Source organism: Paenibacillus sp. 1A_MP2, from assembly GCF_052244825.1.
GTDB lineage: Bacteria > Bacillota > Bacilli > Paenibacillales > Paenibacillaceae > Paenibacillus > Paenibacillus vandeheii.
This window is the reverse complement of record NZ_JBQQCS010000001.1, coordinates 3,820,842-3,844,391: the sequence shown is the minus strand read 5'-3', so window position 1 is coordinate 3,844,391 and position 23,550 is coordinate 3,820,842. Positions and strand designations below refer to the sequence as shown.

Sequence of the window (23,550 nt, the reverse complement as noted above, 5' to 3'; positions counted from 1 at the left end):
TCATCAAAGACTCGTAATGTTACGAATCTTATCTAAGGGAGTATATGTTCATTCCAGTGGCTTCATACGAAAAGCCTGCACCATCTATATATTCAATATTATGGCGATTGAAACCTTGTTTTTGACTAACAAATATGGTACGAAAAGCTTCATAATTAATTGGAGTAGCGTTTAGGGCAAGGATTAGATTCAATATACGGATCGTTTAATAATCCACAGGGCCATATTCGTTCAGATGTCATATCCCCGCTTATGATGCATACCCATACCAGTAGGCGAATGCTGTCTTGAGGAGGAAACAGGCATGTCCATGAGCGAACCTCTGTTAACACAAATTGTTAATCAACATATCCCGGCTGACGCGACTGTCGTCACCATTGATAAACCGGTCCAACATCCGGCCATTTATGCTTCAGATTTAACCGGAGACGGAATGCCGGAGATTGCTGCTGTATATGAGCAGGGCGGAGAATTAATGCTGCTTGTTCTGAAATTTTACCAAGGTCGCTGGATCAAGATGTCTTTGACTAAAGGCTTGGGGTATGGCGTTACCTTGCTGACAGCGGCATCTGTGACATCTACGGCGAGAAATAATCTCATTGTCGGCTGGCAGATCGGTGCGATCTGGTCGAAGCTTGCTGTATACGATTGGACGGAAATGGGACTGAAAGATTTAGCGCCAGAAGATTTGTATTACAGCCATGTGGAAATCATTGATATGCCCGGTCCCCACGGCAGAGATGGAAAAGTGGAGATTGCACTCTGGATTCATGATACAGGTGAAGCTTATCGGGTCGAGATCATCCGCTGGCAGAATGGGAGATGGGTTCAAGCAACAGATGTATACCCGTATTACTTTCCTAAGGTCGTGAAGTATTACGAACAATTGGCAGAGCAGCATCCAGATTATACTTTCTATTGGTACTATCTTGCGGACGCTCAGTATAAAGCCGGATTATTTACTGCTGCACTCGTTTCTGTCCAAAAAGCGCTACGTTTCAATGACCCATACCCTTCACGGGAAGCTCTGCTTGAGCTGGAAAAGAAGATTAGACAAGCGGTGGGCACAGAGGGTCATGCACGTGAAACGACATGGCTATTTCCGATATCGGTCAGAACAACAACAGGAACCCGGTGGGGTTATATGGATGCCCAAGGTCGTATTCGACTTGAACCGATCCTTGACGATGCCCAAGACTTTCAACAAAATGGCCTGGCTGTCGTAGTAAAAAACGGGAAGACAGGCATCATCAATCTTAGCGGCCAATTCGTTGTTCAACCTGTATACGATTCCATTAATTCTTTTGCAGAAGGTCGGGCCATTGTTATTGACTCTCAAGGGTTCAAGATGATTGATGAACAGGGTAATGTGCTGACCAAACGGGCATATCCGTTTATTGCCGATGTGAAGGATGGCCGAGCGCTGTTTTACCTTTCAGACAGCAGTCAGCCAGGTGGGGAAGTCAGTCGTTACGGTTTTTTGGACACAGCTGGAAATGAGGTCATTCGGGCGCAGTTCGCTTCAGCGAACGATTTTCAGGATGGCAAGGCCGTTGTGCAGATCAAGGATAATGAATATGCGTTAATCAATCGGAATGGTCAGCGACTGGCGACGTACCCGTATGCCTATGTGGGACCTCTGGGTGACGGATTACTTCCTTTTCAGAAAGAAACATCGGGTAAATACGGTTATATTGACGAAAGTGGTCATGTCCGAATTCAGCCTAGCTTCACCTCGGCTTTACCGTTTAATGGTGGATACGCTATTGTGAATACAGCGGAGGACTACAACTCCAGCTATGGCGTTATTAATACACAGGGCACATTTACCATCCAATCCGGCTACAATGATATTCGCGATCTGGGAGAACATCGTCTGGCATTGGGGCAAGCTATTGATCCCAAACAGTCTTTTATGGGTTCGGTCTATGCAATTGCGGATGTCAGCGGTAGAAGGCTTTCGGATTTTGTATATACGGATGTATCGAATTACAAAGGAGGGCTGGCTTCAGCCACGAATGGAACGCAAACGTTCTTTTTGGATCTAAGCGGGCGACCTGCAACGGGATATCCCCGTGTTGAAGGCTCGGGCACACTTGAAGTGGTAGCTCCGGATTTGATCAAGGCGTATGTCGACCAGCGTGTTTCCTATGTAAACCGGGCCGGGCAGATCATCTGGCGGCAAAATACAATCGTTCCGCTTCACCCGCCATATCGTGTACGCGAAGAGAAATATAAGCCCAACCCCGATTACCTTGTGTATTATCCGCAATTGGAAGGGTTAACGGATCAAGCAGTTCAGCTTGCAGTCAACGCCAAGTTAAAGGCACTATCCCAAGTGAAGCCCATCCCTGCGAATCAGAAGCTGGATTACACGTATACAGGGGATTTTGATATTACATTTTATCAGCAGCAATTGCTTCAACTCAAACTCACGGGTTATAACTACCCGGCTGGTGCAGCACATGGTATGCCTACGATGATCTATGCGATTATTAATCTGAGTAGCGGTCAGATGTATGAGCTCAAGGATTTATTTAAGCCAAACAGTGACTATGTGAAGGTACTCAGCAAAATTATAGGCGATCAGATCAAAAATGACCCGCAATACTCTTATGTTTTTCCGGACACGTATGAGGGAATTAGCCCGGATCAGCCGTTTTTTGTCTCACGTGATGCATTGCATGTGTATTTCAGACCTTATGAAATCGCTCCTTACGTGGCGGGATTTCCGACATTTACGATTCCTTTTGCCCAAATCAAGGATATCATTAATACAGAGGGCTCATTCTGGAAAGCTTTTCACGAGCAACCGTAACCTTCCCATTCCACGTATTGCCGAGGCCATATGTTCAATATGGTCTCTTTCTGTAACCTAATACATATGAAAAGTGTTTAGATATGGAAAGGAATTTGATTGTGTTTTGTTGGGCTATATAGTAAATTTTTCTGTTATACTCTCCGTATATGTACATACATATGTTGAGTTAGAACAAATGAATGAAAGGAGTTAGGAATAACGTATTTTTTAGTCTTTTTAGTAAAGAAAGTTTGGAGGAAACATTTTGTATAAAGCAGGTTTTTGGATAAGGCTGGGTGCCAGTATTCTGGATGCTATTATTATTGCATTGCCGTTAATGGTTTTCGCAGGGCTCATTACAGGAAACTTTGATAGTGATGAACCTATAGCCAAAATATTAAGTGCATTGTATTCCATTTTATTGCCCGTTTTCTGGTACGGTAGAACGATAGGAAAGCGGATTTGCGGAATTCGAATTCGAAAATATGATACACAGGAGCCTCCGGGAATCGGAACGATGCTGATGCGTGTAGTTGTTGCTGGGCTGGTATACGCAATCACATTTGGCATTGGTTTCATTATAAGTGTCTTCATGGTGGCCATTCGCGAGGACAAACGTGCACTACACGATTTTATCGCAGGCACAGAAGTCGTTTGGGATTGAAAATGAGAAGGCGAGCCCTGGCGCAATATATTCGTTATGTTCCAATCCACTCATATTCACCCACGTTACAGACTATGAACCTTGTTCATGGTCTGTTTTTTTGTGATGTCAGAAGTACAGTCACAACCCTGCGCCAACACAGTAATTTCAAGACATTACAGATGAGTACATAGAGAATTCGTCTATCGTTTTGGCTAAATGATCAGTTCCTTCTGACGAAATCAACATGACATTTGATCTTTTGCGAATATCGCTTCAATGGCCCCTCCCTTAATCTGAGGTAGAGCACAGACATTCCCAAAAGGTGGAGGATAAGGTCCATGAGAAGAAAAGTGTTATCTACGAGTTTGATGATCCTGTTATTAGGTGCAACGATCCTGGGGTGTTCGTCCGGAGACAGTACAGCGGGCGATACCGATAAAGGGACACCGAGCGGATCAACGGAAGCAACTACCTATCCAATTCAAACGGATAAGACGCTTACGTATTGGGGTGAAATTAACGGAAACCTGATTGGGGTCAAAAATTCGCACAGCGAAATTCCATTCTTTCAAAAATGGCAGGAAAAAACCGGCGTGCCACTCAAATTCACGGCACCTCCGACAGGTCAGGTCAGAGAATCCTTTAACGTGATGCTGGCGTCCGGGGATTTGCCAGACATGCTGGAGTACAACTTCATCGGAGATTTCCCCGGTGGACCGGAGAAAGCCATCAACGATGGTTACATTCTCAAGCTGAACGATCTGATTGACCAGTATGCGCCAAATCTGAAGAAATATCTGCAGGAGAATCCGGACATCGACAAGATGGTCAAAACGGACAGTGGCAGCTACTATGTATTCCCGTTCGTTCGGGGAGACGAGTATCTTCGTGTCTTCCAGGGTCCAATCATTCGTAAGGATTGGCTGGATGAGCTGGGACTGCCCGTTCCGGAAACGATTGATGAGTGGACAACGACTCTGAGAGCTTTTAAAGAGAAAAAAGGCGCCGCCGCTCCATTCTCTGTTGTAAGTAAGCCACGTTTCTTTAATGATTCCGGTAATGGTGCTTTCCTTGGCGCCTTCGGTGTAAACCGCGGATTCTATCAGGAAGATGGACAGGTCAAATTTGGCCCGTCAGAAGAGGGATTCAAAGAATACTTGACGTTATTCCAGGAATGGTACAAAGAAGGGCTGATCGATAAAAACATCTCAACAGCGGATACCAAATCGGTTGACGGCAACCTCGCTTCGGGTGCGACTGGCGCCAGTGTTGGCAACGCAGGTGGGGGTATCGGCAAATGGCAGCCGCTCGTAGAAGCAAATGATCCGGATGCCGTTCTGGTCGCTGCGCCATATCCGGTGCTTAACAAAGGCGACATTCCAAAATTCGGGCAGCTCAACCAGGGTTATGCCTCGGAAGGTACTGTTGCCATCACTACGGCAGCCAAGGACCCGGAACTTGCCGTTCGCATGCTGGATTATGGCTATAGTGAGGAAGGGCACATGTTCTTTAACTTTGGGGAAGAAGGCGTCAGTTACAACATGGAAGATGGTTATCCGAAGTTTACGGATTTGTTATTGAAGAATCCGGATAAACTTGCTCCGGCACAAGCAATTTCACTATATGCCCGCAGCAGTTATAACGGTCCGTTCGTTCAAGACAAACGTTATGCTGAGCAGTTCTTTGCATTGCAGACCCAGCGTGATGCCATTGATGTATGGAAGAATACGCAGGCTGCAAAATATAATCTGCCTTCAATCACACCTACACCTGAAGAGAGCTCCGAATACGCGACCATCATGAATGATATCAACACGCTCGTCGATGAGATGACGATCAAGATCATTCTGGGTAACGAATCGGTGGATCAATTTGAGAGCTATGTTGCGAAGATGAAGTCGTTACATCTGGATCGAGCTATCGAAATCCAGACAGCAGCACTCGAACGCTACAACAATCGGTAATTGTAAAGGGGAGGGCTCTGGCCCTCCCGATTGAAAAGAGGTGAAAAGGTACATCATGAGCAATCGTCAATCCTTCAGAAGCCGGTTCGTTCGGGACTTCATGATGAACAAGTATTTGTATATCATGATGATTCCCGTTATTGGATATTATTTAATATTTCATTACGGTCCGATGTACGGTGCAATTATTGCCTTTAAAGACTATTCTCCGATGAAGGGTATTTTGGGGAGTGATTGGGTTGGGCTGAAGCACTTTGAAGAGTTTTTTAACAGTTACTATTTCTTGCGGGTTCTTAAGAATACCCTGCTCATCAGTTTGTACACGCTGCTCTTTGAATTCCCTGCACCGATCATTCTGGCGCTGCTCATCAATGAAGTACGTAAGCGCACGTTCAAGCGGGTTGTTCAAACAATAACGTATATGCCTTATTTCATCTCTCTTGTTGTCATATGCGGTATTATTACAGATTTCACGAACGCGGATGGTTTAATCAACCGTCTCATCATGATGCTCGGATATGACGGTCAGGCGATGCTGCAAAAGCCGGAGTTGTTCCGTCCGATCTATGTCCTTTCTGAAATATGGCAGCGGATCGGTTGGGAATCGATTATCTATATCGCTGCATTAATGAGCATCGATCTGGAACAGTATGAAGCGGCGAAGATAGACGGTGCGAGCCGTCTCAAGCAAATGTTCCACATTACACTGCCGGGATTACTGCCTATTATTACAATCATGTTCATTCTCCGGATGGGGAATATGCTGAATGTCGGGTTTGAGAAGATCATTCTCCTCTACAATCCGGTAACCTATGAAACGGCAGATGTGATCTCTTCCTTCGTGTATCGAAAGGGATTGCTGGAATTCGGATGGAGTTACAGCTCGGCAGTCGGTCTATTCAACTCAGTCATCAATCTCGTTCTTCTGATTTCGGCGAACTATATCAGCCGCAGAGTGAGTCAAAACAGCTTATGGTGAGGTGGTAACTTTGATTAAGGAAAGCGGTTGGTTTGACCGAATCTTTACGATCTTGAATTATACATTTCTAATCCTGCTTGTTATCGTCACCTTGTATCCACTACTTTACGTGTTATTCGCATCCTTAAGCGACTCGGCGCAGCTGTTAGCGAACAAGGGCCTTCTTTGGAAGCCCGTAGGGTTCAGTCTGGAAGCTTACAAGAGTGTACTTGCCAATCCAGGGATAGCCACAGGTTTCCGTAATACCTTGTTTATTCTCGTGTTTGGCGTCATCGTCAACCTGTTCATGACAGCGCTTGGTGCGTACGTGCTATCACGTAAAAACGTGATGTGGAACAAGGTGTTCATGTTCTTTATCGTGTTCACGATGTTCTTTGGCGGCGGGTTGATTCCGCTGTATCTGGTTGTCAAAGGCGTTGGCCTGTTAGATACGCTGTGGTCGACCATTCTGCCTTTTGCCATCAGTACATTTAACCTGATCATCATGCGAACATCATTTATGGGTATTCCGGACAGCCTGGAAGAATCGGCCAAGATTGATGGAGCCAATCACTTTACCATTTTGTTCCGTATTATTATCCCGTTGTCCATGCCCGTCATTGCCGTAATGATTCTGTATTACGCGGTAGATAAGTGGAACGGGTGGTTCTATGCATCGGTGTTTATCAAAAGCCGTGAGCTGTTCCCGCTGCAATTGGTGCTGCGTGAGATTCTGATTGCCAATTCCACGGAGAGCATGTCCGCAGGTGCCTCGGCCGGGGATCGCTTTCAGATTGGGGAAACCATCAAGTATGCAACGATTATGGTAGCAACGATACCGATCCTGTGCATCTATCCGTTTTTGCAGCGCTTTTTCGTGAAAGGTGTCATGGTTGGTTCATTGAAAGGTTAAACCGAAGAATTGAAAAAACGGTAAGGAGGTATGACGTTACATGAACGTATTAAATGAACTGGACAAGGACATGTGGGATCAGATCAAGAGCAAAGCCGACCAGATGCTTGCAGCTATAGGTGACAAGTCTCCACATGTCGCAGGTACGAATGGCATTTATGACGACATGAGGATCGATTGGTGGACCTCGGGATTCTGGCCGGGTATATTATGGATTGTGTACGATATGACGGGTGATGAGAAATATAAAGAGGCTGCATGGAATTGGGATGAACGGCTATCGGAACGGTTTCTCGAAAATAACTACTTCGACCACGATGTGGGCTTTCATTTCCTACCCACGGCCGTCATCAAATACAAGCTCACCGGAGATGCCGATGCAGCTAGACGTGCCTTATTTGCTGCCAACTTCCTGGCTGGACGCTTCAATACCAAAGGCAGCTTTATCCGGGCCTGGAATGGAGACATGTTGGGCTGGTCAATTATCGACACGATGATGAATCTGTCCTTACTCTTCTGGGCATCGGAGGAGAGTGGAGATCCCCGTTTCAGCCATATCGCCAAAGCTCATGCGGATATGGTCATGAAGCATTTTGTCCGGGAAGATGGTTCTGTACATCATATCGTTTCATTTGGTCCCGAGACAGGTGAACGGGCAGAAGCGATAGGGGACAGGGAGCAGGGCCAGATTCGGCTTGGAGTCGTGGAGCTGCGTGGGCTTTATATGGATTAACGAATACGTATCGTTATACAGAAGACCCGGCATATCTGGATGCTGCACAGCGTGTGGCGAACTTCTTCATTGCCAACTTGCCTGAGGATAGCGTTCCACATTGGGATTTCCGGGCAGAGCCCGAAGAAGGAGAAGAGATTCCACGGGACAGCTCCGCGGGTGCCATTGCTGCTTCCGGATTGCTTGAGCTTGCAGGTGTACTCACTGATCCTGAAGGCAGGCTTTATGCTTCCGTTGCCAAACGTATCCTGAATTCCCTGCGGGATCATTATGGAACATGGGATCTTCCTGAGCACGAAGGCATGCTTCTGGAGGGAACCGGTCATAAACCGGCAGGTCAGAACGTGAATGTCTCTCTCATTTACGGTGACTATTTCTTCGTGGAGGCCAGCGCCAAATTAAACGGATGGAAGCATCGCATTTTCTAAAAATGCTCTAAGAATATTCAAAAAAAACATTCTCATCTATTTAAAAATTAAATGAAATACATTGACGTTTTGATACCGAATGCCCGATAGACGAAAGCTGTCTATACGGGCTATTTGTGCTTGATTTGACGCGGGAAATCGCTGCTTGCTCACCTTATTGTCAATTGAATTGAACTTTTTATCTATATCCGAATCGTGCTCTTGCCGTTATAATAAATTCCTGATCCAAACATCGATAATCTACGAAGAGTTAGGTGATGAGTTGTTGCTAAACATTCGATATTTGTGGCAAAAACGAGAAAGTATAATCGTGACCTGGCTTGTCTCCTACAGTGCTGTTTTAATAGTACCCATTCTGATCAGCCTGGTTATTTACATGCAAGCCAATGAGACACTCAAGGGTGAAATACATCGGGCGAACGATTCTTTATTGAAGCAAATGCGTTATACGATCGATACACAAGTTGATCTCATGAAGCGGTTAAACATGGAGATGACGTGGAGTCCGAACCTGCAAACGCTGATGTATTCCAATCAGCCAGCCAAGGAGGCGCCATATACGGCTTATCAGCTGGTGAAGGAACTTCGTCTCTACAAAACATCCTACGCATCCATCGATGAATTTTACGTCGTGTGGAAAAAAGACCAGTCCATTCTCCGTTCAGGTAATATTCGGGATATGCGGACGGCATTTCATACCCTACATAACACAGGTGCAATGTCTTTTGAAGCGTGGCGGGATCAGATCCTGGGTGCAGAAACGAATCAATTCGTCATTCTGCCGCATCAGAATGCAGGTCCGGCGGAGTCTGCCATTGCGTACATTACACGTCTGCCTGATGATTTGAATGGTCAGGAGACGGGTACAGTTGTGGTCATGGCCGATACGCGAAGATTCCAGGAAGCGATTGAGAGCATTTCGGGTTTTAGTGATGCAACACTGCTGATCCTGAACCAGAATAATGAGATTCTGATGAGCAATCGTCCCGGATCGGAGGAATTGAAGCCATTCATGAATGGCAATCAGGTTCAGTTGGATAACGCCAAGGTAGGCAAATCAGAGATGTTTTACATGGACTCCGCGGTATCCGATCTGAAGTACGCATTAATTATTCCTAGCAGCCTGTATTGGGAAAAGGCAGTGTATGTCCGCAATTTTACGTATATTAGTATCGTGGTGAGTCTCATTAGTGCGGGTGTACTGACCTGGTTCTTCATGCGCCGGAATTACTCTCCAATCCAGCAGCTCGTGGAATCACTACAAGACAAAACTACGCAGAACGAACCTGCTGATCGGAACGAACTAAGGTTTATTCAGAAGGTCATTATGAACACACGATCAGAAAAGAATGAGATTGCCCAGCAGCTGCAGAAACATCAGCAGGTGCTGCGCTCGAATATGATTAACCGGCTTCTGAAAGGCAAACAGGACACACTCGTTCCCTACGAAGATGCATTCCGTTCTTTCCATATGCCGCTGTATTCAAGTGAGTTTGCCGTAATCCTGTTTGTCATCGAAAATGAAGAGAATCTCTATGGAAAGCTGCCGGGCATTGATATCAATGAACGAAACAAGTTAATCCATCTCATTATTTCCAACGTTGTTGAGGAACTGACTTCAGAGCGTCAGCACGCCGGATATGTAGCGGAAGTCGATGATATGATGGTCTGCCTTGTAAATATGAAAGCGGATTCTTCGGACTGGAATCAGGATCTTCATCACATTGCGGCAGAAGCACAACGCTTTCTGGAACGCTATGATATGGAACTGACGATCTCCATCAGCGGACGCCATACGTCGTGGATTGGTATCGCCGAAGCATATCAGGAAGCAGTGGACGCGATGGAATATAAAATGGTGCTTGGCAAGAAAGGCATCATTACCTATGGGGATGTACGCAGCGATGCAATGGCGGATGACCCATTTGGCTATTACTATCCGCTTCAAGTAGAACAGCAGCTTCTTAATTTTATCAAAGCTGGAGATACCGACCAAGCCAGCGCTTATATGAATGAGATTACAGCGCGGAATTTTGATAAACCGATTATGTCGCTCACACTCGCTCGTTGCCTGATTTTCAACTTGGTAGGTACGATGATAAAAGCCATCAATGATCTGGGGACAGGAATAGCAACACGTTAACCCATTATCCGCACCGGATTGATGACATTATTGCCGGGGATACCATCCAGGAGATGCAGGAGGCTTTGCAAACCTTGTTAGAGGAGGTATGTGCCTATGCCGCTGATAAGCGCGCAACGAATGTATCACAAGAACGTGAGGATTCCCTGCGTCATCTCAGTACCCAGGTTACACAGTATATTGAGAGTAACTATACGGACGTGAATTTGAACGTCAACGCCATTGGTGAGCATTTTGAACTGAAGGGCAGTTATTTGTCCAAACTCTTCAAGAATCAGACCGGTGAGGGTCTGCTGGACTGTATTCATAAATGCCGTATCCGACAGGCCAAAGAAATGATGGAGCATAAACATGAATCCATTACAGAAATATCCCGATTGGTCGGGTATAATGATGCAGCCACTTTCATCCGGGTATTCAAGAAATACGAAGGCATTACGCCTGGTAAATATAAAGAAATCAGTTGATTTGAAAGGAGACCGGAATATGAATGTAAAGTGGAAATTGGCATTCATAGCAAAGGTGGCAGGACTACTCCTGCTGCTCGGCATGCTGACTGCTTGCGATCAGAACGGGACAGATTCGGATGCCAAGATGAATGACCGATCCGATGCTTCAGCATCTCGGACCATTTCTACTACAGCTTTCGACACCGATGGGAGATTAACCTACTGGGCAGAACTGAATGGCAATGCAGCAAGCATCAAATCCAGTTTCAATGATGTTCCTTTTTTTCAGGAATGGCAGCGAAGAACCGGGGTCAACCTTCAATTCATCCGGCCTCCCGCCAATCAGGCCAAAGAAGCGATTAATGTGCTGCTTACGTCCGGAGAGCTGCCGGATATGATCGAATATGAGTGGAGTAATTATCCCGGTGGACCGGAGAAAGCGATCAAAGACGGATACATTCTGCGATTAAACGATATTATTGATCAACATGCACCTCATCTGAAGCAGTACCTGAGTGAGCATCCGGACATTGATATGCAGATTCGCACAGCCAGTGGAAGTTATTACGCATTTCCCTTTATTCAGGGACAAGACAAGCTGCGAACCTATCAAGGGCCGATTATCCGAAAGGACTGGCTGGATGAGCTCGGTCTTGATGTACCAACCACGATCGACGAATGGCATACGATGCTGCAGGCATTTAAGGATAAAAGGGAGCTGACGCTCCGCTCACTTTCCTCGGTGTTCCGAATCCGTTGTTTGGTATCGAAGGCGGCGGTTTTATTGGCGCTTTTGGCATAAAAAAGGATTCTTCTTGGAAGATGGCCACATTAAGTTTGGGGCACAGGAACCTGAATATAAGGCGTTTCTAGCCTTGTTTCGTGAATGGTATGCGGAAGGACTCATTGACAAGAATCTGGCTGCCGTCGATTCGGAGACTCAGGATACCAACATGACAACAGGACGCAGTGGCGCGAGCATCTGGAATGCAGGTGCGGGGATCGGTACATGGCTGCCCATTTTGCAGGAGACGGATCCCCATGCACAGCTTGTACCAGCGCCATATCCTGTCATGAACAAAGGAGATCGCCCTAAATTCGGTCAGCTCGCTCCGGCTATCGGCTCCAGTGGAGTCGCCATATCCAGCAACAGTCGTCATGTGGAGGAAGCAGCACGCATGCTGGATTATGGGTATGGGCCTGAAGGGCATTTGCTGTTCAATTTTGGAATAGAAGGTGTTAGCTTTGAGATGAAAGACGGGTATCCGACGTATACGGATACTATTCTGAAAAACCCTGATAAGTGGTCGCCGGCGCAAGCCCTTGCGATGTATACCAGAGCAAGTTATTTTGGTCCATTTGTGCAGGATACGCGATATATGGAACAATATTATATTTTGCCGGAACAGAAAGAGGCGGTGCAGCTATGGTCCAACACGGATGCTGTGCTCCATCAGGTGCCAACCCTGCCCAAGACCGAGAAAGAAAGCACGGAGTTGTCAGTAATCATGCAGGAAGTGAACAAGGTGGTGGATGAGATGTCACTTAAAATTATTTTTGGCATGGAGCCGGTGGATTCCTTTGATATGTATGTCGAGCAAATCAAATCGTTGCAGATTGAACGTGCGATTGAGATTCAACAGCAGGCTTTAGAACGATATAATCGTGCAGTGTCCTCAAAATAAATCCTTATATTGTATAAAATAGGCATAGGAATGTCGTTTTTGTTCATGTAATTTCGTTTCCTCGTACTCTACAATCGGTTATGACATGCTGAGAAGGCATGCACATGACTCTTGCTTGAGCAGGATCGGAGGTGACTACAGGATTTCTTGAAACCGCTCACATACTCTGAAATCCAGAAGGAGGAGAACGAAAGCATGCGGAAAAAATGGCCTTTGTTAGGGTTGGCATTTACGTTGGCTGTTGGATTGCCTGTACCTGGAACCCATGAAGTTCGAGCATCAGAGGGTGACTCACAGCTGTCTATTGAACGTGCGAGTGAGAACCTGTCTCTAGGGACGGATGGCAGAAGCAGACTCTACCCAATTGATTGGTATCCAGGATTTAAAGATGAACAAGGAAGATTTCTGCATGACTTTTCGTATGCCGGTTATCGACGTGGGGAAGAAGACCTGCCTAAAACGGCCAAGAACAAACGTATCGACGTTACCAATTCACCTTATTTTGCCGATCCTTCGGGGGCCGTGATGCAACCCAGGCGATTCAAAAAGCAATTGATGCTGCGGTTGCGTTGGGTGGGGGTGTCGTGTATCTTCCCAAAGGTACATATCAGGTTAATCCTCAGGCCGGCAAGGATTATTCACTAACCATTCCTGCAAGTCGGGTAGTCCTGAAAGGTGACGGGATGAACAAGACTCATATCTATAATGCACAGCAAAATATGAAAAACAAGGATATTATCCGGATCGGTAACGGGGATTGGAAAAGAACGGGAATCTCTACGAAACTTCGCAAGTCCGTTACCGATCCAACCGTCCTGCTGCCCGTTGAGGATACGAGCGGGTTTGCGGTGAATGATTACGTGGTCATTTCATTCGAAACAACGCCTGGGTTCTTACGTGAGCTGGGCATGCAAAACAAATGGTCTTCACGTCTCGGTAAAGTAGAACCGTTATTCTATCGCCAAATCGTGGAGGTAGATCCGGAGAATAATACGATTACGCTAGACATTCCGACGCGTTATCCAATGAAGCTGCGCGATGACATTACGATTAGTCAAACGGCTGATCCGATTGTCGAGGTTGGTTTGGAGGATTTCTCAATCGCAAACATTCAGAATTCGAAACCTGGACTTGGTGAGGATGACTTCAAAGTCGTTGGAACTGCTGGATACGAGGCTGATAATGCTAAAGCGATCAATGTGATCGCAGTGGCGAACAGCTGGATTCGTAATATTAACACGTATAAGCCAGCTGGCAATGCAGATTATCATCTATTGTCCAAGGGAATTATTCTGGACCGTACGAAGAACGTCACAGTGGATCATGTAACCATGCAGTACCCGCAGTATCGTGGAGCGAATGGAAACGGTTATTTATATCAATTTATAGGCAATGATAATCTCATCAAGAACAGTAAGGCGATCGGAGCTAGACATAGCTTCACATATGCCAACTTCTCTGCGAACGGGAATGTGCTGCAAGGGTCGTATTCCGAGAATCCTTCATTAATGACCGACTTCCATATGTACATGAGCATGGCGAACCTGATCGACAACCTAGTAGTCAACGGAGACGGGATCTCTGCCATTACGCGGGATTATGGATCCTCCGAAACGAATCGTCATGGAGTCGTTACCACGGAAAGTGTGTTCTGGAATACGACCGGACAGGCGGCACATCGCAGTAAATCCGGCGTTATTGTAGAATCAGAACAATTCGGGAATGGTTATGTCATTGGAACAAAAGGAAAGGACACCGGCGTGAACGTCAACATTGTTGGTTCCATTCCGGATGCGAATACGCAGCCATTTGATATGGCGGAAGGCATTGGAGAAGGAGATCGTTTATCTCCGCAGAGTTTATATCAGGATCAGAGCAAGAAGCGAATCAAAGATATTCAGCTGGGGCTCCAATCCCTGTTGGTGAATGGCGAAGCTATAGCGGGTATGCAGTTCTTAAGAACGGATTACGTTCACACTTTACCTTATGGCACAACGGAAACACCGTTCATCTCTGCGAAACCATTTGCGAAGGATGCCAAGGTTAAAATTAAACAACCGCAAGGGACCAATGGAACTGGAGAGATCACTGTATCGTATCGGGGGCATACCCAGAACGTGCGAGTGAATTTTAAGGTAGCGGATACACCGGTACTTCCAGAGAATATCTCCATAAGTCCGAATAAAGCGCTTCCAGGATGGAGAGTTGCAGGCAATGCGATCAGTGCAGGCGCGAGCGGGGAATTATCCTCATTTCTAACATTAGATAATGGTGAGATCGTGAACATTACGGAATTGAACGTTCCTGTCACGTATACGTCGAGTGATGAGACGATCGGATATACGGACGGAACTACCTTCCATGCGGTAAAAGCGGGAATTGTCGACGTCATTGTGAGCTGCGTCTTTAATGGAGTAACGGTCGAGGCACGAGAGAAATTTGAAGTCAAAGAGCCCATGGCCGAACCGGAAGGACCATTTGCTGCTGTAACCAAGGTTACGGCAAGTGCAGATGATGGCAATCTGCCGATCCATACGATCGACCGTGATCCTGACTCCAGATGGTCTGCAGATGGAAAGGGACAATACTTGCAGTTGGAGCTTGAGCAACAGACTCAAGTAGGGCAGGTAAGCATCCAATTCTATAATGGTCATACGCGATCCAATTATTTCGATTTGGAAGTTTCATTGGATGGTATTAATTACCAAAAGGTATTAAATAACGTGGCCAGTCAAAAACAGGCTGCCTATGAAACATTTGAATTTGAACCGATTCAGGCAAAATTCATTCGTTATGTCGGGCAAGGAAACGAATCCAATACCTGGAACAGTATTATAGAGTTTTGGGTGCACGGGAATTAAGTTGATGTAGCATAAATTAAAAGATTCGGTATCAAATATAATATGTGCTCATTTTAAAGTTGGATTGGGTGCATATTATATTTGAGATAACTGAATTGTTTGGTAACAGAAACATACAGGATCACATATTTATCCATACGAAATTAAAAATATCTGGGGGTTATAAAAACATTAAGCCACATTTATCCATGTGAACAGAGTTTGAATAGGCGTGAAAATCATTCATGATCTTAAAATTTGATTACTGTTTCACAAAACTCGTATTTTGTACATATGTAACCAATACAAACAAAACCCGTTTTCTCCTTTTATTAACTCACTATAATTCCTCCTCTAATCGATCATATACTCTTACTTACTATGCATTTAGTATTTTTAGTTGTTATCCTTTCCGGGATCCTCCAGAATCAAAAAAGTTCCATATCACTTAAAGGCGAAAATCCATAACCTCAGTTAGTTGTGGATCTTCAGTATAAAACAGTGAGAGCTATTAACCCCCTATCCAACAATAAAGGCATATAAGTAACATAGGTCATTTCTCTATTTGTTGTATATCAGCAGGTACCTTTCCTCGGTTCCAATTAAATAAAGAGTTAGCGGAGTATCTCAAAAAAGTGTATTGAGTTGGTCAAATTTACCCTTCTCTCGGAAATAATATAACCCAAACCTGTGTGGTCAGTTATGAAGTCTTCAATTCGGGGTAATAACAGCGTAGCTGACACCACCCGCAAACACATGGATAAAAATGTTAGAACCCTCCGCATCTGGAGAGTTCTTTTTATGAGTGATAAATGTACCAATTGCAGTCTGTTTGTTAAACTAACGTTTCTCGTTAGACCCGCCCCTCTCATGAACAACTATATAAGAGGGCGAACACCGTAGAAGCGTTCGCCCAAAGATGTTGTGTATTTGTGTCCAATTTATACTAATGTATGCGGTATATAAAGTTCTTCTAGACTCGTAATTTCTTCGGGTGTCAATTTAACCGACAACGCCGAAACCGCGTCTTCGAGATGACTGATCTTAGTTGAGCCGATAATTGGAGCTGTAACCTCTTCCTTTTGCAGCAACCATGCAAGTGCAATTTGTGCACGTGGAATTCCACGGTCAGCGGCAACTTCCGCAACTCTTTCCGCAACTTTACGATCAGCCTCTTCCGTTTTAACAAACAATCCCTTTGCTACCTGGTCATTCTCGGATCGCGAGGTCTGCTCATTCCAATCCCGGGTTAACCGGCCTGCAGCCAAAGGTAGGTAAGGGGTGACACCAACTCCCTCATCTTTGCAAAGGGGGAGCATTTCTCTTCTTCTTCCCTATAAAGTAAGTTAAGTCTATTTTCCATGGAAACGAACCGTGTCCAACCATTTCTCTCCGCGACATGCTGAGCTTTCGCAAACTGCCATGCCAACATGGAGGATGCTCCGATGTATCTTACCTTGCCCGCCTTAACTAAATTGTGGAGAGTCTCCATTGTCTCTTCAATCGGCGTATTAGGATCCCAACGATGGATCTGGTACAGATCAACGTAATCCGTTCCGAGTCGTCTTAGACTGTTATCCATTTCGGTCATGATGGTCTTCCGGGAAAGCCCCATAGCATTCGGACCTTTGCGCATCGGAACAAAGACCTTAGTCGCAATGACGACTTCGTCACGACGAGCGAAGTCCTTTAATGCACGTCCGAGAATTTCTTCACTTGTTCCGTCGGAATACATATTTGCGGTACTGAAGAAGTTGATGCCCAATTCTAGTGCTTTTTTAATGATCGGTCTGCTTTGCTCTTCATTCAACGACCATGGGGCATTGCCGCGTTCAGGTACCCCAAAGCCCATGGTTCCAAGGCTTAACCGCGAAACATCCAAGCCGCTGCGGCCAAGTTTTACATATTCCATTTGTTAACACACTCCTTATGTATATTTGGAAGGTATCCACACCTTCAGGTTGTCTATACATCTCTCAATGTTGATCCAGTGCTAGAGACTACTTCACCATGGGAGCTCGCGTCTCTCATTTGAGAACGTACCCGTCGGACCGTTCTCTCCAATCAGCGCAAGGCGTACGGGATGACAAGCAGCTTGCTGGACAGTGCCCGTTCCCTCGAAGTTGTTGAGATCCGTCGCGGTAAAACCCGGGCATACCGCATTGACCTTAATGCCTGTCGACATGAGTTCAATGGCAAAGGCGAGCGTAATCGCATTGAGAGCCGTCTTTGACGGGGCGTAAACAGCGCCAAACATTTCGCGATGCGAATTGGTAGGGTCCGCGTTCAACGTCAACGAGCCAGAGCCGCTTGATACGTTAACGATACGTGCCGCCGGCGCTTCACGCAGGAGCGGCAGCATCGCTTGCGTGACGGCAATCACGCCGAACACATTCGTCTCGAACACCGCGCGTACTTCGTCGAGAGAAGCGACGCTTGGTCGACCCGATTTTCCAACCTCCTCGAGCGGCCTGCCCGGCTGACCGGCGTGTGATATTCCCGCATTGTTGACGAGCACGTCGAGACGGCCGAGTTCGCTGCGAATACGCGCTGCAGCGGCGGAGATGGAATCCTGATTCGTGACATCGAGCTGGATGGCGCGGACATCGGCTTCGACGCTCTTCGCAGCCGTCTCCCCTTTCTCGAGATTGCGCGATCCGATGAGCACGGTAAAGCCGTGCGTTGCAAGATCCTTCGCGATTTGCAAACCGATTCCTTTATTGGCCCCGGTGACCAAGGCGACGGGGTTTTCCTGCATAGTAATAAACTCCCTTTCTTGAATTGACTGTGAGATCTTTGTAATACAACCCAAAGTTGATATGTCAATCTTAGTTCGACCTCACCGTTTGGTTGACGTATCAACCTAAACGCATTGTAGCACCTTGAGGTTGATGCGTCAACCGTGTTATTATGTATTTATGGATATGAATATGAACGAACTAAACGAAGTCGAAATGCGAATATGGAATATGTGGAAAGGCTCTTTTAAACAAATCTTCGGTCGCGTTGTAAAAGAAATGTCTGAATACACAGGACTATCCGAGGGTGATTTTGGAGTATTAGACCGGTTAGTCCAATTCGGGAATGGTAAGCTTCGCCAACAGGAATTAGCTGAATCGATGGGCTGGGATAAGAGCCGACTATCACATCATCTAACTCGGATGGAAAAACGCGGACTTGTTCTGAGGAAACCACTAGACACAGATCGCGGTGTTCAAGTCATCATTACTTCCGCCGGAAAGTCAGCCTTGGATGATGCCCTTCCCATAGTCTCAAAGGCAATACGCAAGCATTTTCTAGATCTATTAACCGATCAAGACATTGATTCGATTACTAAACTAGCGGAAAGAACAAAAAAAAATGCCTCATTATCTTGTAAGGACCCGTCCCCTTAATCGCTGTTTTGATGTTAAGCACAAGGTATAAAAGTACTGCAATTGACAAGGATCTGTCCCCTTCCGCCAACATAGCGGAGGGGCATTTGCTTTCTGCCAGCAAGAGCCCCTATAGTCCCCTCAATCGTTCTGTGGACCGAAACGCGCTGCAGCCTATTTCTACCGACTTTCCCGACGAACGCGGTCCTCCCCAAGTCCATGCCGGCAAAGGGCCTTTCCAAATGAACGATCTACGACGAGTCGGCAACAAGTATGGCATTTTATTTAACATGGCGACGGCCATCAAGCATCCGGAGGGAATCATTAGAGATGTCCTGTACCCAGTTTCTTTGACCAAATCTTTCAGTGTTTGTTCGTTTACAACCCCTAATCCGAAATGACATATTGTTCTTGTCCTTTTCGGCAATGGTACAATGTTCTTGTCCTCAGCTTGGGACAAGAACATCGTCCTTAAAACAAAAAAGCCGCTATAATAGCGACTTTGAATGGAACAATGTTTTGTCCCGCGACAACTCAGATATAATTTTTAAATCGGCATTGATACCTTGCTCTCAATCTTTTCAGGAATGGAACTGTCTGTGTGCCTTCAGAAAGCGAGTTGTCCTTTTTTTCTCGCCGCATAATTTCTGCCATGAGATACCCCGCCAAACCTCAATGGTAATGTCCGGTTGCCTCGAAGATAACGACAGGTTCCACACCACTTTCCTCTTTCAGTATGCTAAGCACTTCCCCTAGCCGCTCGAAACCAAACCTCCCTCATTCGATTTACCGGCATTCCCACCTGGTTTCCAAACCCATAGCTTCGCTTGTGATTACGAGGTCATAGCCTCAACCAGCTCAAACATGGTCGTTGGACGGTAGTGGGAGAACAATTTTTTGTACGGGTTCTTTGTCCCTAAGCCGCCCTCGTTCTCCCGGTTACCACCATCGTAAAACACCCATAAAAATAGGCCAACCAGAAAATCTCTGGCTGACCCTAATAATACGAAAGCTGCTATAATAGCGACTTTGAATGGAACAATATTCTTGTCCCGAGACATTCATTCAATATTCTTCTTCTTCAAAATATTCACATCATAAAATCCAAGTAACGAGAATTTTTAATGGAGTCTCGACTAAAGATATTGCCTGAAGTGCAGGTTTTCCATCGACTGTTAAATTTACGATAGCAACCCGGTCATGGCCATAAACTTCTCTCGTAAAAGATCCGATGTATGATCCAACTGAGCCTGCATCATTTTTATATACTTTTACTGGAAAATAGGCGCTTACATCTACTTTTCTTGATTTACGTGTTTCATGTTTATTGTTTTGTATAAAGTTCCATGCGTGATCTGTATGAACATCTCTAAACCATTCAAAATGCAGATCCATTCCTGAATTGTTTTGAATAGTCAAATGCCTTCTCGAACCAAAGACTTGTAACTCTGATCAATACATCGCCTTTGGCGAGCTTGTAGTCAAAAGTCGTGAACTTCACATCAAGAACCTCTTGAGGATCACAGAAGCGATTCTGATGGTACTTTGCCTTTGCGGCTCATAGTATGTCTTCCTTGTAAATAACTCTAAACTTTTCATAGAGTAAGTTAATATCATGCCAGCTTTCAATCTTCAATTTTAGAAAACGGCGATTTGATTTTAAAGAATTCTTTATACGTCATTGGTTTTCGGCCAATCAGACGTTCAAGATCCCCAGACGTCTCCGAGAATTCTCCAGTGTTGATTCCACGCACCCAACCTAATAAGAAATCAGTCATAAGAACAGGCAAGCCATTCGCTACCATAGTGTCTATATATTCTTTTTCGCTAATTGCCTCATAAGGGATATTCATCTCATTAATCTCCGAGAGGGCTTCAGCGATGTCTGCAAAAGAGCTTCCCTCGCTGCCACTTAAAGTATATGACTTATTTTCGTGCCCGTTTTGAGTAAGAACGGCTACGTTGGCTGCCGCCAAATCGTCCAGAGATGCAGCGGCTACTTTACCGGAACCAGCTGGTACTCGTACGCCGACTTTAAGCGCATCTCCGAAATACGAATGCATGACTTCAAGATACGGAGGATTCCGCAGAATGGTATAGTCTAATCCGGATGCTTTAAGCGTTTGTTCAGCAAATAAGTCTGACATCGATACTTCGGGCACAATAAGATTTGAATTTTCTCTTCGTATGATCGACGTGAAAATCACTTGTTTCACACCAGCCTGTTTTGCAGCTGCGATCACATTGAAATGTTGCGTATTGCGGTCGGTAAATGCTTGCGCGGAAATAAGCATTACTTTTTCAACAGACAGATTGTCAAACCAAGTGCGACAGTTCCTCTGTGAAAGATTCGTGAGCGGTTCTCCAACCCAAGCATTTTCGTGGTCTGTGGTTAATTAGATCTAGTGAACCGGCGAGATCCTCATCCTCGACTTTAGCGAGATCAGTGCCTTTCGGGAAAAACTCTCGAAGTAAGCCATTCGCATTTTCATTGGAACCGCGTTGCCAAGACGAGTATGGATCAGCAAAATAAACGTGCAGATCATAGCTTTTTTCCAGATTGGTATAGCATGCAAACTCCTTTCCTCGGTCCGCCGTGGCTGTGAGGAAAGTGCCTGTGGGGTACTGTGAAATGGCTACACCAAGCGCAATTTCCATGGACAAAGCGGTGCGATCAGGCATAAGAATGGCGGTATATAGACGGGTTTTGCGTTCAATGAGCGTGGCTACGCATCCTTTACTTTTCCCACGACCCGAAACGACGGTATCCAGTTCCCAGTGTCCAAACGTTTCCCGGGAACGAACCTCTTTAGGACGATCTGAAATCGATCTGCCAATCGCGAATTTACCGCGAGTTTCTGCAGGTTTCTGACGCTTCCCTTTGTGCCGAAGGACCTGTAACGTGCCTCGAACCAGACGCCCAGCGTAGAGCCATCGATAGATGGTTTTAAAGGAAACCGACGGCAGGCCTTGGATACGGAAACGTTCCGTGATTTGCTCTGGAGACCACGTTGCCTGCAGTTTTTCCTCTAAGGAAATCGCTATGGCTTCGGACCATTTACCCGGTGAGATCGAAGCTTGACGACGCTCCTCATAAGCGCTCTGAGCCTGTTCTGCGTGATACGGTTGCGATGAAGTAGCACGATCCAATTCACGACAAATCGTCGAAGGATGTCTTCCTAATTCTTTTGCGATGGCTCTTGAACTTTGACCTTGCCGATGGAGGATTTCTAGCTTGCTGCGCTCAACTATGCTAAGATGTGTGTAGCTCATGGTGGATTCTCCTTGTGTGAATGTGGTGTAGGAACCTTCATTCTACACGAATCCGGCCATGGGCCATTTTTTATTTATTTCCAGCGGGTGTCGCACTTCATATTACAATCCGTCAACACCATTAAAAGCCCGCAGAAGTGAGTCATAATCAAAATAGTCGCCCTTGTGAGCTTCTATACCTTCTTTAACAAACTTTTTCAATTTTTCGGATTCCGGATCACGTACCAATACAGCGACCTGATTTGACGGAACCTTTTTAAGAAGAAGCTCTAGTGTCCTGCTGCCGAGATTACCTGTTGCTCCAGTAATAAGTATTTTACCCATATGAATAACCCCTTTTGTACTTTTATTAATGCTGTAATCTTATAACTAGAAACCAATCACGACTTCCGGATCGTTCACCTGTTTTATGACCATATGATTGACTGAAAGTCCTTAACGTTAGGCGGTGCATGAATATGAAGTTGGTAAATGTCCACAAATAACGAAACATTCCAACCAATAAGATTTGGTTCACACATCTGCTGGCACTTGCAACCTAGAATAGCGTTATCGTACACTGTATCGCTCCAACAGATTTAAATTCAATCCAGCAAGAGGACCTCCTATTTGCTGCAGCAGACCGCCCTGGCTTAAGGAGCCAAGATCAATACAGGCAAAACCAATGTTCTCCCAAATTTCTTGCAAGACTTGTTTGGTTTGGATGTCGTCACCGGACATGAATAGGACAGTCTTCGGCTTCTCTTCCGTGTAATTCTTAATCCATTCCATCGGTACACTGTTAAAAGCTTTGATTACCCGAGCACCCGGAGCATATTGCGCTACGATTTCACTCGAATTCTTTCCTGATAATTCACCGACTAAAGGTTCCATATTTTCAAAGCGGTTAGTCGCATCAATAAGAACACGGCCTGTCCAGTCAGGAACCATGGACAAAGCAGTAGGCATTTGCGGCCACATTACGCTCAAAATTACAAAGTCCTGCTCAGCTGCTTCTATAGGTGTTCCAGCTTTTGCGCCAGTACCGAGCGAGCTTACTAGGTCTGAGAGCGTTTCGGGACCACGGCTATTACTGAGCATAACTTCATGACCGTGAAGCAAGAGATGCCTCGCCAGCGTTTGAGCAACTATTCCAGCACCAATAAAGCCAAATTTCATTAGGCACCTCCATGAAATTATATTTGTTTAACATTCTCATCTTATTCTTCAATGAAGGTAAGTTGACCATAATGTAACAATATAAGTTGCATTATGGTCAAAAAAAAGGTTATCATATCGTCCACATCATCTTTTATCGTGAAGCTAGCGAGAACATCTATCTTCCATTGATTAAGTTTGGCAGTA

The 23,550-nt window shown here is 45.5% G+C and carries 19 protein-coding genes and 2 pseudogenes; 13 read left to right on the top strand and 8 right to left on the bottom strand.

Going from position 1 to position 23,550, the window contains the following annotated elements:
* The first annotated feature begins 304 nt into the window (after nt 1-304).
* The 12 genes and pseudogenes from ACTWJ7_RS18915 to ACTWJ7_RS18860 all read left to right on the top strand — a co-directional run bounded on the left by ACTWJ7_RS18915 (nt 305) and on the right by ACTWJ7_RS18860 (nt 15,580).
* On the top strand, nt 305-2,818 hold the full coding sequence (locus ACTWJ7_RS18915) for a WG repeat-containing protein (RefSeq protein WP_301878501.1): 2,514 nt from the start codon (nt 305-307) through the stop codon (nt 2,816-2,818).
* 247 nt (nt 2,819-3,065) lie between these two features.
* Complete coding sequence (locus tag ACTWJ7_RS18910) at nt 3,066-3,464, top strand: RDD family protein (protein ID WP_443145764.1); 399 nt, start codon at nt 3,066-3,068, stop codon at nt 3,462-3,464.
* A 320-nt stretch (nt 3,465-3,784) separates the two neighbouring features.
* Complete coding sequence (locus ACTWJ7_RS18905; RefSeq protein WP_301878500.1) at nt 3,785-5,410, top strand: extracellular solute-binding protein; 1,626 nt, start codon at nt 3,785-3,787, stop codon at nt 5,408-5,410.
* A gap of 55 nt (nt 5,411-5,465) precedes the next feature.
* Complete coding sequence (locus ACTWJ7_RS18900) at nt 5,466-6,389, top strand: ABC transporter permease (protein ID WP_024631937.1); 924 nt, start codon at nt 5,466-5,468, stop codon at nt 6,387-6,389.
* A 10-nt stretch (nt 6,390-6,399) separates the two neighbouring features.
* On the top strand, nt 6,400-7,281 hold the full coding sequence (locus ACTWJ7_RS18895; protein WP_024631936.1) for a carbohydrate ABC transporter permease: 882 nt from the start codon (nt 6,400-6,402) through the stop codon (nt 7,279-7,281).
* A gap of 70 nt (nt 7,282-7,351) precedes the next feature.
* Nucleotides 7,352-8,442: pseudogene (locus tag ACTWJ7_RS18890) on the top strand (glycoside hydrolase family 88 protein).
* 310 nt (nt 8,443-8,752) lie between these two features.
* Nucleotides 8,753-10,585: a PDC sensor domain-containing protein gene (locus ACTWJ7_RS18885; RefSeq protein ID WP_443145763.1), complete on the top strand. Its 1,833-nt coding sequence runs from the start codon at nt 8,753-8,755 to the stop codon at nt 10,583-10,585.
* Between the two features lie 74 nt (nt 10,586-10,659).
* Nucleotides 10,660-11,052: a helix-turn-helix transcriptional regulator gene (locus tag ACTWJ7_RS18880; protein WP_443145762.1), complete on the top strand. Its 393-nt coding sequence runs from the start codon at nt 10,660-10,662 to the stop codon at nt 11,050-11,052.
* A 19-nt stretch (nt 11,053-11,071) separates the two neighbouring features.
* Nucleotides 11,072-11,836: an extracellular solute-binding protein gene (locus tag ACTWJ7_RS18875; protein ID WP_443145761.1), complete on the top strand. Its 765-nt coding sequence runs from the start codon at nt 11,072-11,074 to the stop codon at nt 11,834-11,836.
* Nucleotides 11,837-11,849: 13 nt separating this feature from the next.
* A complete protein-coding gene (locus ACTWJ7_RS18870; protein WP_443145760.1) occupies nt 11,850-12,719 on the top strand; it encodes a hypothetical protein in 870 nt (289 codons plus the stop codon).
* A 195-nt stretch (nt 12,720-12,914) separates the two neighbouring features.
* The gene (locus tag ACTWJ7_RS18865) at nt 12,915-13,364 is read left to right on the top strand and encodes a hypothetical protein (protein ID WP_443145759.1); all 450 of its coding nucleotides are present in this window, start codon (nt 12,915-12,917) and stop codon (nt 13,362-13,364) included.
* Nucleotides 13,289-15,580, top strand: coding sequence for a discoidin domain-containing protein (locus tag ACTWJ7_RS18860; protein ID WP_443145758.1), 2,292 nt, complete (start codon nt 13,289-13,291; stop codon nt 15,578-15,580). The genes ACTWJ7_RS18865 and ACTWJ7_RS18860 overlap by 76 nt, the downstream gene beginning before the upstream one ends.
* 920 nt (nt 15,581-16,500) lie before the next feature.
* Here ACTWJ7_RS18860 and ACTWJ7_RS18855 read toward each other — a convergent pair.
* Both ACTWJ7_RS18855 and ACTWJ7_RS18850 read right to left on the bottom strand, forming a co-directional pair.
* A pseudogene (locus ACTWJ7_RS18855) lies at nt 16,501-17,471 on the bottom strand (aldo/keto reductase).
* A 93-nt stretch (nt 17,472-17,564) separates the two neighbouring features.
* Nucleotides 17,565-18,317 carry an SDR family oxidoreductase gene (locus ACTWJ7_RS18850; protein ID WP_024631922.1) on the bottom strand — a complete coding sequence of 251 codons (753 nt, stop codon included), beginning with the start codon at nt 18,315-18,317 and terminating at the stop codon, nt 17,565-17,567.
* A 172-nt stretch (nt 18,318-18,489) separates the two neighbouring features.
* Between ACTWJ7_RS18850 and ACTWJ7_RS18845 the strand changes: the two genes are divergently transcribed.
* Nucleotides 18,490-18,954: a MarR family winged helix-turn-helix transcriptional regulator gene (locus tag ACTWJ7_RS18845; protein ID WP_293017173.1), complete on the top strand. Its 465-nt coding sequence runs from the start codon at nt 18,490-18,492 to the stop codon at nt 18,952-18,954.
* An 812-nt stretch (nt 18,955-19,766) separates the two neighbouring features.
* Here ACTWJ7_RS18845 and ACTWJ7_RS18840 read toward each other — a convergent pair.
* The 6 genes from ACTWJ7_RS18840 to ACTWJ7_RS18815 all read right to left on the bottom strand — a co-directional run bounded on the left by ACTWJ7_RS18840 (nt 19,767) and on the right by ACTWJ7_RS18815 (nt 23,364).
* Nucleotides 19,767-19,994, bottom strand: a complete 228-nt coding sequence (locus tag ACTWJ7_RS18840) for a hypothetical protein (protein WP_079344709.1) — start codon at nt 19,992-19,994, stop codon at nt 19,767-19,769.
* A 34-nt stretch (nt 19,995-20,028) separates the two neighbouring features.
* Nucleotides 20,029-20,352: a hypothetical protein gene (locus tag ACTWJ7_RS18835; protein WP_301878495.1), complete on the bottom strand. Its 324-nt coding sequence runs from the start codon at nt 20,350-20,352 to the stop codon at nt 20,029-20,031.
* A gap of 206 nt (nt 20,353-20,558) precedes the next feature.
* Complete coding sequence (locus tag ACTWJ7_RS18830; protein ID WP_301878494.1) at nt 20,559-21,227, bottom strand: NAD(P)H-binding protein; 669 nt, start codon at nt 21,225-21,227, stop codon at nt 20,559-20,561.
* 22 nt (nt 21,228-21,249) lie between these two features.
* Nucleotides 21,250-22,206 (bottom strand): IS30 family transposase, encoded by a 957-nt coding sequence (locus ACTWJ7_RS18825; RefSeq protein WP_079351073.1) that lies wholly within the window; start codon nt 22,204-22,206, stop codon nt 21,250-21,252.
* A gap of 102 nt (nt 22,207-22,308) precedes the next feature.
* Nucleotides 22,309-22,530 (bottom strand): SDR family oxidoreductase, encoded by a 222-nt coding sequence (locus ACTWJ7_RS18820; protein ID WP_301878493.1) that lies wholly within the window; start codon nt 22,528-22,530, stop codon nt 22,309-22,311.
* Between the two features lie 225 nt (nt 22,531-22,755).
* Nucleotides 22,756-23,364 (bottom strand): NADPH-dependent F420 reductase, encoded by a 609-nt coding sequence (locus tag ACTWJ7_RS18815; RefSeq protein WP_079344715.1) that lies wholly within the window; start codon nt 23,362-23,364, stop codon nt 22,756-22,758.
* Nucleotides 23,365-23,550 lie beyond the last annotated feature (186 nt).

What these genes read in the sequence shown, in the direction of transcription:
- ACTWJ7_RS18915 (WP_301878501.1), top strand. Translation starts at nt 305, where the DNA reads ATGTCCATGAGCGAACCTCTGTTAACACAAATTGTTAATCAACATATC.
- ACTWJ7_RS18905 (WP_301878500.1), top strand. Translation starts at nt 3,785, where the DNA reads ATGAGAAGAAAAGTGTTATCTACGAGTTTGATGATCCTGTTATTAGGT.
- ACTWJ7_RS18900 (WP_024631937.1), top strand. Translation starts at nt 5,466, where the DNA reads ATGAGCAATCGTCAATCCTTCAGAAGCCGGTTCGTTCGGGACTTCATG.
- ACTWJ7_RS18875 (WP_443145761.1), top strand. Translation starts at nt 11,072, where the DNA reads ATGAATGTAAAGTGGAAATTGGCATTCATAGCAAAGGTGGCAGGACTA.
- ACTWJ7_RS18865 (WP_443145759.1), top strand. Translation starts at nt 12,915, where the DNA reads ATGCGGAAAAAATGGCCTTTGTTAGGGTTGGCATTTACGTTGGCTGTT.
- ACTWJ7_RS18850 (WP_024631922.1), bottom strand. Translation starts at nt 18,317, where the DNA reads ATGCAGGAAAACCCCGTCGCCTTGGTCACCGGGGCCAATAAAGGAATC.
- ACTWJ7_RS18845 (WP_293017173.1), top strand. Translation starts at nt 18,490, where the DNA reads ATGAACGAACTAAACGAAGTCGAAATGCGAATATGGAATATGTGGAAA.
- ACTWJ7_RS18840 (WP_079344709.1), bottom strand. Translation starts at nt 19,994, where the DNA reads ATGTCTCGGGACAAGAATATTGTTCCATTCAAAGTCGCTATTATAGCA.
- ACTWJ7_RS18830 (WP_301878494.1), bottom strand. Translation starts at nt 21,227, where the DNA reads ATGCTTATTTCCGCGCAAGCATTTACCGACCGCAATACGCAACATTTC.
- ACTWJ7_RS18825 (WP_079351073.1), bottom strand. Translation starts at nt 22,206, where the DNA reads ATGAGCTACACACATCTTAGCATAGTTGAGCGCAGCAAGCTAGAAATC.
- ACTWJ7_RS18820 (WP_301878493.1), bottom strand. Translation starts at nt 22,530, where the DNA reads ATGGGTAAAATACTTATTACTGGAGCAACAGGTAATCTCGGCAGCAGG.
- ACTWJ7_RS18815 (WP_079344715.1), bottom strand. Translation starts at nt 23,364, where the DNA reads ATGAAATTTGGCTTTATTGGTGCTGGAATAGTTGCTCAAACGCTGGCG.